At 62.5% G+C, this 9,016-nt stretch carries 10 protein-coding genes; 2 read left to right on the top strand and 8 right to left on the bottom strand.

The genetic code is table 11. The features are described from left to right. Positions 1-275: 275 nt before the first annotated feature. The 7 genes from TSO5_RS20195 to TSO5_RS20220 form a co-directional block, all read right to left on the bottom strand. On the bottom strand, positions 276-2,807 hold the full coding sequence (locus TSO5_RS20195; protein ID WP_109153238.1) for an Hsp70 family protein: 2,532 nt from the start codon (positions 2,805-2,807) through the stop codon (positions 276-278). Continuing rightward, complete coding sequence (locus tag TSO5_RS20200; protein WP_146203816.1) at positions 2,791-3,156, bottom strand: hypothetical protein; 366 nt, start codon at positions 3,154-3,156, stop codon at positions 2,791-2,793. Before TSO5_RS20200 ends, TSO5_RS20195 begins: the two co-directional genes overlap by 17 nt. Before the next feature lie 5 nt (positions 3,157-3,161). Then, positions 3,162-5,360, bottom strand: coding sequence for a peptidoglycan-binding domain-containing protein (locus TSO5_RS20205; RefSeq protein WP_146203817.1), 2,199 nt, complete (start codon positions 5,358-5,360; stop codon positions 3,162-3,164). A 415-nt stretch (positions 5,361-5,775) separates the two neighbouring features. After that, positions 5,776-5,973 (bottom strand): hypothetical protein, encoded by a 198-nt coding sequence (locus tag TSO5_RS32755; protein WP_158282461.1) that lies wholly within the window; start codon positions 5,971-5,973, stop codon positions 5,776-5,778. Then, a complete protein-coding gene (locus tag TSO5_RS32760; RefSeq protein WP_158282462.1) occupies positions 5,954-6,550 on the bottom strand; it encodes a hypothetical protein in 597 nt (198 codons plus the stop codon). The genes TSO5_RS32755 and TSO5_RS32760 overlap by 20 nt, the downstream gene beginning before the upstream one ends. Before the next feature lie 48 nt (positions 6,551-6,598). Beyond that, positions 6,599-6,763: a hypothetical protein gene (locus TSO5_RS32765; RefSeq protein WP_158282463.1), complete on the bottom strand. Its 165-nt coding sequence runs from the start codon at positions 6,761-6,763 to the stop codon at positions 6,599-6,601. A gap of 44 nt (positions 6,764-6,807) precedes the next feature. Then, positions 6,808-6,933 (bottom strand): antitoxin Xre/MbcA/ParS toxin-binding domain-containing protein, encoded by a 126-nt coding sequence (locus TSO5_RS20220; RefSeq protein ID WP_109153243.1) that lies wholly within the window; start codon positions 6,931-6,933, stop codon positions 6,808-6,810. Between the two features lie 317 nt (positions 6,934-7,250). Between TSO5_RS20220 and TSO5_RS20225 the strand changes: the two genes are divergently transcribed. Continuing rightward, positions 7,251-8,007, top strand: a protein-coding gene (locus TSO5_RS20225; RefSeq protein ID WP_109153244.1) for an IS5 family transposase whose coding sequence is annotated in 2 segments (ribosomal slippage) — positions 7,251-7,585 and positions 7,584-8,007 — 759 coding nt in all. Because the reading frame shifts where the segments join, the coding sequence is not laid out codon by codon here. Between the two features lie 214 nt (positions 8,008-8,221). Here the strand turns inward: TSO5_RS20225 and TSO5_RS20235 are convergent. Then, on the bottom strand, positions 8,222-8,587 hold the full coding sequence (locus TSO5_RS20235) for a hypothetical protein (RefSeq protein ID WP_109153246.1): 366 nt from the start codon (positions 8,585-8,587) through the stop codon (positions 8,222-8,224). Between the two features lie 58 nt (positions 8,588-8,645). Between TSO5_RS20235 and TSO5_RS20240 the strand changes: the two genes are divergently transcribed. Further along, the gene (locus tag TSO5_RS20240; protein ID WP_109153247.1) at positions 8,646-8,861 is read left to right on the top strand and encodes a hypothetical protein; all 216 of its coding nucleotides are present in this window, start codon (positions 8,646-8,648) and stop codon (positions 8,859-8,861) included. Positions 8,862-9,016 lie beyond the last annotated feature (155 nt).

The following is a 9,016-nucleotide window of genomic DNA, read 5'->3' on the forward strand; positions in this document are numbered from 1 at the left end:
CTCTTACCCCGCTGAGCTGCGACCAGCGGAATATTTCATGAACCACGATCACGTCGGAGGTGTCGTCACACAACGCTTACGAATGGACAGGCTATACCATTGATCCTAATAAAGGATTTCTGTGGAAGGTGGCCCTACACAGATGCCGATGAAGGGCTATCTGCTAAGCGCCTTCCTTCCACAAATCACTGGGATAACAAGTACGGGGGCTGGCCGAGATTGAACGGCAATCCACACGACAGCCGAATGGCTGAGCCCCCCCACAGGCTTTCTGCTCAGCCACGCATAAGGCTGGCCACGGTGTTGAGCGCCTTGTCGCCCCCTCCGACGGTGAAGCGATTGTCGAAAAGACGCGAGATCGCCTTCCGGAGAGCATCCCTGTCCTGCGCCTCGGCTGCCGTCTCGCCGTCATCCACGATGCGGTCGTGAAGAGCCTTGTCCACAGCCAGGTAGCGTTCAGCCGCGAGATTTATGAAGAATTGAATGAGATAGGGCATTTGGCTCAGGAGTTCGCGGAACACGATCCCGTCCATTGCCTTGAGAGCACGCTCAGCATCGTCCAATACATTTGCCGATATTGCGCTGCGCACCGTGGAAGCCAGCCGATCGAAGGTCTCGCAGACGCGAGGATCCGCGTCGTCGCGGATGTCCTCGTTGAAGGTCCTTTCTGCCTCCGCAAGTTCCTGCCGAAGAATCGCCGCTCGGTGTTCGGGAGCATGACGCAACCGAGACAGCTCCTGACGCATGCCACGCGCCTCCTCCGTCACGGATCTGCGTGAATCCGCGTCGTGGGCCTGGGCCAGCTCGTTGCGCTGGGTCAGCAGCTTGGCCCGCACCGTGTCGAGAACCGTTCCGGCCGACGCCCCGATTGACTGCTCCGCCGCGGCGAGCTCTCGTTCGGCATCCGCGAGAACCGAATAGGCGAGGGCTGCGCCATCCTGGCCGTCGAAGTTCTGGTGCCCAGCGGTGTCGGCGTAGAACTTGTCCGTGTCGAACGTGCGTCCAATGCTCGGGATCTCGATGGTGCTGTTCAAGAGGCCATTGTCGTCCATGTGCCAGTGGATGAGGATCTCCTCGCCCCTGCGGAGTGTCTCACCCTTCTCGAGATGCTTTTCGGCATCGATCCGGAATGAACCGACGAAAAGGTTCAGTTCGGGTTCCGGCACGCCCGGCGATTGTTGGTAGAGATCAACGTCGATGTGGCCCTCACCGCCACCGGTGATGCTGCGCGCTGCTTTGAAGGTTTTCGTGCCCTTTGCGGGAAGCAGGGTCCCCTTTTCCACCAGAGGCTCGAGCATGTTCCGTTCTGATCCGCCGGCACTGTCGACGATCTTCACGGACACGGTCTGTGTCGCGGGGATTCCGGCGGCGCTCGCAAACGTCTTTGTGATGGAAATGAGGGTGGAGGCGCTCGCAACCGGCCGGCCGGCGGGATCAAGCACCGTGATCCGAATCACGTTCTCGCCGCGTTTTGGAAGCGGCACCTGGACCACAAGATCCGAGGTGATCGCAAGAAAGCCGGAGTTCCCCCCTTCGGAACCCTCGGCCTGGAGGGTAAACCCCTTCCCATCGATTGCCGAAGACGGGCGGACTCGAATGCGTGCCCGGTCCTCGGAGGTCCGGGCCGGGAAGTCGTAGCGGATCTCAACCGCTCCTCTCGACGATTCCATCCCACGGGTAGTCTTGCGTGCGCTTGAGCTCCCGCTCCAGTCCCGGCTCTCCGCAAAGATCGCGGCCCCCACTGCCACCGCTGTCATTGGATCGGTGTTTAGATCTGCAGCAATCCCGAGCTCTTGTGGAACTCGCGAGCGGACCCAGGGCATCTTGGATGGGCCACCGATGAAGACGACCCGATCGATATCCTCATGGCTGTAGCCGTGTTCCCGCAGGATTTTGCGGCAGAGCTCGATCGTAGCGTCGATATGATCGCAAGTGAGCCCATCCAGGTCCTTTCGTGTAATCTCAACGTCGAGGTAGACATCTGTGCCGTCGAGATCCTGGATTCGGACATCCTCATCGCCCGCAAAGATGATCGTGCGGTCGGCCGAGGACAACTCGATCTTAGCCCTCTCTGCCGCGGCGCGAGCGACGCCGATGAGGCGTGAAAAGCGTTTGTCCGACTGGAAGTCCGGCGGAAGGTTGAAGTTATTGATCAGCCAGGGGCGAACCAGCGAATTGACGATATTGCGGTCGAAATCCCGCCCCCCAAGCATGTTGATGCCCTCATGAGCGACCACACTCACGGTGCCGTTGACGCTCTGGACCAGCGCGACGTCGAATGTTCCTCCGCCCAGATCGTAGACCAGAAACTGACCATTCTTGTTCTTCGCGTGGGCCATGGACGCCATCGCGGCGGCGATCGGCTCTTGAAGAAGTCCGACCCTTTCTAAGCCGGCCATCTCTGCCGCGCGGATCGTGGCCTCACACTGCATCTGGTTGAAAGCTGCTGGGATGGTGACGACCGTGCCCTCGATCTCGATGTCTCCCGCCTCCGTCCTTACCTGTCCCAACAGTGTCCTAATAATCTCGGCGCTGCACTCCTCCGGAAGCATGGCCAGGTCGGCGGCCTTGAACTTCACAGGGCTGGAGGTCCCCATCAACCGCTTGAAGCCTTGGGCCACATTCTCAGGCGACAGCAGAGCCTGCTGATAGGCCCGACTGCCGACGAATTTATGCCCGAGCTTGTTGATGTTGATCACGCTTGGCAGGACGTCGGTCCCGTCTGCCGTTTTGAAGAGGCGGATTTCTGCACCGTCGGTGCCGACAATCGCAGAGTTGGAGGTGCCGAGATCAATCCCGAGATACATCGTGTGCCCCTTCTTCCCGCTTGAGCAGGACCTTCCCCATCAAAATGACCTGCATGCCCTGTACAACCGCCGGTTCCACCGTCATATCGACGAGCAGGTTTTCCGCCCCTTCGAAATCTTCGATGTTGATGGCAGTCGCCGGAAGGCTCGGCTCGAACTCACGCCCGTCGAGATGCACCAAGCTCAAGCCAGCCTCCCGTAGAAGCCCCTCGAGCCGCGAGGCAGAGAACCTAGCCTGAGCCGCCGCACGCGCCGTTTGCTCTCGAGGCAGGCGTTCTCCTGCTCGCTCGAAGGCACGCAACAGTTTCCAGAATTCGACGGCAAGGGCCGCTGTGATCCTGCTTTCCATCACCGTCACTTTCTCAGAAGGGCCCGCTCGGTCTCGGCGTCCCATTGCTCGTTGGGTAAAAGGCTATTGTTTTCCTTAAAAGATTTTAAGGCCCGGCTCGAACTCGGTCCCCAGCTTCCGTCGATGGCGCCGCTGTAGTAGCCAAGCTCGCGAAGCCGTGTCTGTGCTGCGATTGCTCCCTCCCGTGTCCGGAGATCGAGCGTTGGCCGTGCGCTTGTTTCTGATGGCAGGGCACTTGTTGGCTCAGTGGGCCGATACACGGGCGGGGAGGGCGCCGGCCGCCACGACGCCAGGATTTTCTCGGCATCACGCCGGAATGTCAGCCGCTGCTGGGGGGTTTCCGCCTGAACCGACTGAAGATCACTGCCACGATAGCGGAAATTTGCGCATCGTTGGTTCTGTTCAACAATCAGGGCGTTGAAGCGGTCGATCTCCGGGTTCGACATCGGCAGGTCCCGCAACACGTCCAACCGCTCCGACTGATAGACGCAGTACCTGATCTGTCTCTTGGAGAGAACCAAGCCCGTTCCAACGGGTGGAGCCTCCTCACCGTCATCGCGTGTCGTTGTAAGCGAAGCCACGGGTGGCGCTTGCGTGTGGGTTGCTGAGAGCGAGGGACCCGAAGACGACGGCCGCCGTCCCGATGGCGAGTTCGCGTTGACGAAGATCACCACACCGGCGATGACCGCAACTGCCCAGAAGAGGCGTCGTCTGGTTCGAGAGCGTCGCCGGCTCTGCAGGGCCTTCCGCGTATCTTGAAGAAAATGGCGCTCATCAACGCTTGCCCCTGGCAGTAGAGCATCGATGGCGCTAAGCGCTGTCACCGTGTTTCCCGACCTCGCAGTCCGATTGAGCTCGTCCCACAGGATGTTTCGCTCAATGGTTCGCTTATCTTCATTCAACTTCCTTTTAATGCTTTGAGGAGATCGCACCGCCGTGCATTGCAACAGTCCGTTGATCAGCATGAGAGCCGCGGAGTGGTTCTCCGTCTTGTTGTTCAACTCAATTGCAAGCTCCCGGATGATGTTCCAAGGAGCATGCTCGGCATCCGTGCCGTCGACGCGTTTGACGGCCGAGGTAAACGCGCTGTATAAAGCCTCGCTGAGTCCACTCCCCCCGGGGCCGAAACCATTCATTTTCAGGTCGGCGACAAATGTGGACATCCTCTCCTTCGCGGTTTCGATCGCAGCGAGCAGCGGAGACATGGCCGCTTCCAAACGGGCTTCTCGTGCCAGCTTCGCAAGGGCTTCCGTGTCCTCGTTGAGCTGAATGGCGGCAGATGGCAACTCGGCGAAGGTTTCGTGTAGGGCCTGAGTGATGGAAAGCGCCAGCTCGAATAGCTGCTTCTCGTTAGCGAGCCAGAGACAGAACCCCCTCACATCGGCCAGGACCTTCTTCGAACGAGGTTCATCGAGTCCCTTGGCCTGCTCGAGCAACTGTGTCGGCTGACTCAACCGATCCCAGTCGCGGAGAAGGGCCGTTAGGTGGCGGTGGTGGGTGTCGTCCTGTGGACTCGTCCGTGCTTTTTCCAGGGTGTCCCTGATGGCGTCGGAGATCCTCGACAGATGAGGCTCAGACCAAGCATCATACTCGCGCGCAAGCAGATTCAGGAGCTTTGCACTGGCGTCACCGCTGTCCAGGAACTCCTTGACCAGTGTGGTCATGCAGGTTCCGGGATCAGTGTCGGCGATCACGCCTTGGAGCGCCGCCTTTGCATGCTTCCGCTGAAGGTCTGTAATGGCGTGGTCAAGCAACTCGGTGTCAGGCTTGCCCAGGCCTGCGGCCGCTCTGTTGCTTTGCAGCACAGACATCACGGACATTGTCGTGAACGCGCTGTGCGCACTCAGGAGGGCCCTGACCGCCTTCGGTCCCCCCGATCTGCGAGCGCACAGGTCGGCCGCCAGATTCGCGCGATCAAGCCCAGGGAGATCTGCCAAGGCTGAGAGAAGCTCGGCGCATCGGCCGTCACGGAGCTTCTCGGCGATATCTCGTGCTGCTGAGGGTGAAAGGCCAGGCAGCCAGCCCACCTCTGCCGCGATACGCGCCTTCGGCGTCATTAGCGCCTGCTGGGCACGAAGGAGCTCCTCCTCGCCATGATGGCCTTCGGCAAGGGCATTCTCAAACGCCTCGACGACATCCTCGCGTGTCGCGCGGATTGAGGTCCCGAGAAGGTGGAACGGGTTTTCCGTCAGGGCGAATATCACAGCGAGAAACCACCTAGATTCGACAGTCAAATCTGGCACGAGGCGACGAGTCGCTCGTCTCGTGGCAGGCCCTACCTAAAAAGCGTATCAAATCAGAAGGAGCTTTCGCAACCATTCGATGAGAAGATGCCGCTAATAATATCTCTACAGATATTATAATGTTTGTAGAGTTGAAAGTGAGTTGAGCGCTAGACCAATCATCAGGGCCCAGATGGTAATTCCTGATGTTGTGAGCGCAACCAAGCACGTTGCCGGTTGACAACAGCCCCCACAGGCCGCCAACCGCTATCATCTGACCGCACTGACTCGTCGCATAGGCCAGCACACCACCCTCAGCCTCGTCTGGTGACACGAGGAAGCCCAGCTCGAAACCGATCTATGCGTGGCGCAACGGGGCTGATCGGAACGTTACTGATCAGTCGAACAGGCCGTCGGAAACGCTGGACCAGACCTCCACATCGGCGATGTAGGACAGCGCCATGTCCGCCGACTTGTGGCGGGTCTGCTTCATGATGGCGGCCAATGTGTGCTGCTTCTGGGCGGCGGCGGTGGTCAAGCCGCGACGCAGGCTGTGGCCGGCGTAACCGGTGGCCTCAAACCCGGCGCGGATCAACGCGCTTTGCACGATGCGGGCGACAGCGCGGTCGGAGAGCCGGTGCAGACCATCGCGCAGGTCGCCGGTCCGGGTTGCCTGCACATAGAGCGGACCGGGGTCGTTGCCGCGCACCGCAAGCCACCGCAACAGGGCAGCGCGCGGACACACCGTTGATTCCCGTGCCGCCGCCAGCGGCACCACGGCGCCGCGCCCCAGCCTGGTCGGTCTTCGAGCGCCGCAGAGTCACCAACACCCCGCGCGGCTGGATCTCGACATCGGCGCGATCAAGGGCGGCAATCTCGGAGCGGCGCAGGGCGCCGTGCAGGCCGGTGAGCAGCAGGCTGGCGTCGCGGGCGCCGAGCGGGCTGGGTGGCAGGGCGGCGAGCACCGGACGCATCAGCTCCGGCAGCAGCGGCGCCACCTTGGTTGGCCGGGTGCCTTTGGTGCTGGCGACGCCGGCGAGCACCTCGACGATGGCCTTGTGCTGGAGGTCGACCGGCACCCCGTCCTGGCGCAGATAGTGAGCGACCCCGGACAGGTAGGTGCGGATCGAGGCGGTCTTGAGATCGCGCGCCAACGCGGTGACGAACAGCACCAGCTGCCGCAGATCCGGGCTCAGCGGATCGAGGCCATGGTCGCCGCACTAGGCGCCATATCGCCGCCAGCCTGTCTGGTAGGTGGTGCGGGTCTTGGCGGCCTTGGCGCGCTGGACAAAGGCCTGGGCGTCGGCGACCAGCGCCGCCAGATCCGCGGACGGTAGGGCCGGGTCGAGCGCGACGGGAAGGAGCGTGTTGGGATCGGTGGTCACGCGCGGCCACTCCGGTGATTGACGCGCCCGTCCGCCGCGTCGAGCTAGGCGCGCAGGCGGGAGAGCACGGCAGCGGCCTCGGGGGTGTCGAGCAGATCGGCTGGCCGGCGCCCGGCGAAGGGCCGCTCGGCGATCGGCGTCTCCAACCAGCACACCACGCGCTGCAGCATGCTCCCTCTCCCCGATTGGTTGTGGGCCTACTGGCGGAGCCTAGCAGGCCGGGAGTTGCCGGCCAACCGTCTGTTTACCCGATTAGCGGACGGTTCGCGGGGCACGCCTGATGGAGCCTTTCCCGCCCGCCTGAGGGAGTCTTCTCCGACCCAGGTGCGCGGCGCCGCCCTATCCCGCTCGGCCCCGGCGCCGCACGCGCTTCGCCGTCACCGCGTCCGGATCCGCGGGGCCGATCGTCTTCTTAGGGTCCAGACCCATAGAGAGCCTTTCCGTCAGGGAGCCGTTGTGATTCAACGCGCTGGAAAGGGGCTTTGCGATGAGCGACGGTCAGTTCTGGTTGACGGTGGAGCAATTCGGGCGGCTTGAGCCGCACCTTCCGCGCGACACCCGAGGCAAGCTGCGCGTGGACGATCGCCGTGTGATCAGCGGAATCGTCCATGTGCTGAAGTCGGGCGGGCGCTGGGCAGATGCTCCACCGGTCTACGGTCCCCGCAAGACGCTCTACAACCGCTTTGTCCGCTGGGCGGCCAAGGGCGTGTGGGAGGACATATTCCAGGCCTTGGCGGCGGCGGGTGGCCCACCGGCCCAGGTGATGATCGACTCCACGGCGGTCCGCGCCCATCGTTCGGCGAGCGGCGGGAAAGGGGGAGCACGCCCAGGCTATCGGACGGTCCCGAGGTGGGAGAACCACCAAAATCCACGCCCTGAGCGATCCGCGCGGTCGGCCGCTCGCCTTCCTGTTGACCGGCGGTCAGGTTGCCGACTGCACCGCCGCCGACCGCCTGCTCGACCGGATGCCCGCCACCGATCTCCTGCACGGCGACAAGGGATACGACAGCGCCGCTGTTCGCCGGAAGATCGAAGAGGCGGGAGCCGCGCCCAACATCCCGCCACGCGCCAACAAGCGCTGGAAAAACTGCTTCTCTCCCTACCTCTACCGGAACCGCAACATCATCGAGCGCATGTTCGGACGCCTCAAGGACTTCTGGCGCATCGCCACCCGTTACGACCGCTCCGCAACCAACTTCATGGCCGCCGTCCACATCGTGGCAACCGTCGCATACTGGTTATGAGTCCGGACCCTAGGGCCTTCCACGGAAGGATTGGCCGTCGCCCACCGGCAGGCCCAATCGATATGGCGTTCCGTCAGCTCGGGATAGGCGCGGAGGATCCGCTCAATCGGCAGCCCCTTCTCGGCCGAGGCAGCGACGTCGTAGACCGGGATCCGGGTGCCGCGGAAGACTGGCGTGCCGGACAAGATCGCCGGATCCCGCACGACCAAGTCGCTCAAATCATCCCGCTCGTCCACGCGCGCTCGGCGTAATACTGAGCTAGTCCCTCCACGATCGCCAACTCGCTCCGGCGGAAATCATTGGCCTCCCATCTCACCCCGTCGATGTCGAGTCCGGCGTGCGTATAGGCATGCGCCAGCTCATGGGCGAGTACGACAGCCGTGACGGGCTCGAGCGGCGCACCGAGAACCTGGGCGAACAAGCCGACCACACCCCAAAAAATCTCAATCCGGCTTTCGGAATCGCGGGCGCCGTTCGGCCGGGGATTGTAGCTTCCCAGAATGTCGTCGTGGACGGTTTCGACGCGTTTGTCGAACAACGCGTGGATCAGGTCATAATGCTGGAACTCTTCGTGCAGCACACGTACGTGAGCGCGCCGTGCAGGGCCGCATCGGCACCGGCGAAGCGCTCGGCCGCCTATGCGCGCGGAGGCTGGGGTCACGGTCACCGGCGGCGTGCGGCTTGGCCCCGCCACGCTGGTCGCAGTCGAATCGCCGCTGAAAGCGCGCGCGATCCAGGAGTATCTCGGACGCCTGGATCATCAGGTCTTCGCGACGGAAGAGCACATTCGCGAGCTCGATCTCATCGACCCAGAAGGTCAGGCTGCCGCGTCGGCGCAGCTCCGCTTCGTATGAGGATCAATTCGTCAGCGTAAATCGCATCTTGGGGATGCGGTGGCGGCGGGCAGCATTGTGCTTGAAGGGCATGGTGGGCGCAGCATTCGGAACAACGGGGCGCCCTTCTACACGGCACGTCAGCCCTCCGCAAATTGGCTCGGCAACGCCTCCAT

It is taken from the genome of Azospirillum sp. TSO5, from assembly GCF_003116065.1.
Lineage (GTDB): Bacteria > Pseudomonadota > Alphaproteobacteria > Azospirillales > Azospirillaceae > Azospirillum.

Excerpts from the sequence above, each read along its gene's own strand:
- TSO5_RS20195 (WP_109153238.1), bottom strand. The coding sequence starts at position 2,807 with ATGTATCTCGGGATTGATCTCGGCACCTCCAACTCTGCGATTGTCGGC.
- TSO5_RS20200 (WP_146203816.1), bottom strand. The coding sequence starts at position 3,156 with ATGGAAAGCAGGATCACAGCGGCCCTTGCCGTCGAATTCTGGAAACTG.
- TSO5_RS20220 (WP_109153243.1), bottom strand. The coding sequence starts at position 6,933 with ATGCTGCAGCGCGTGGTGTGCTGGTTGGAGACGCCGATCGCCGAGCGG.
- TSO5_RS20240 (WP_109153247.1), top strand. The coding sequence starts at position 8,646 with ATGCGCGCGGAGGCTGGGGTCACGGTCACCGGCGGCGTGCGGCTTGGC.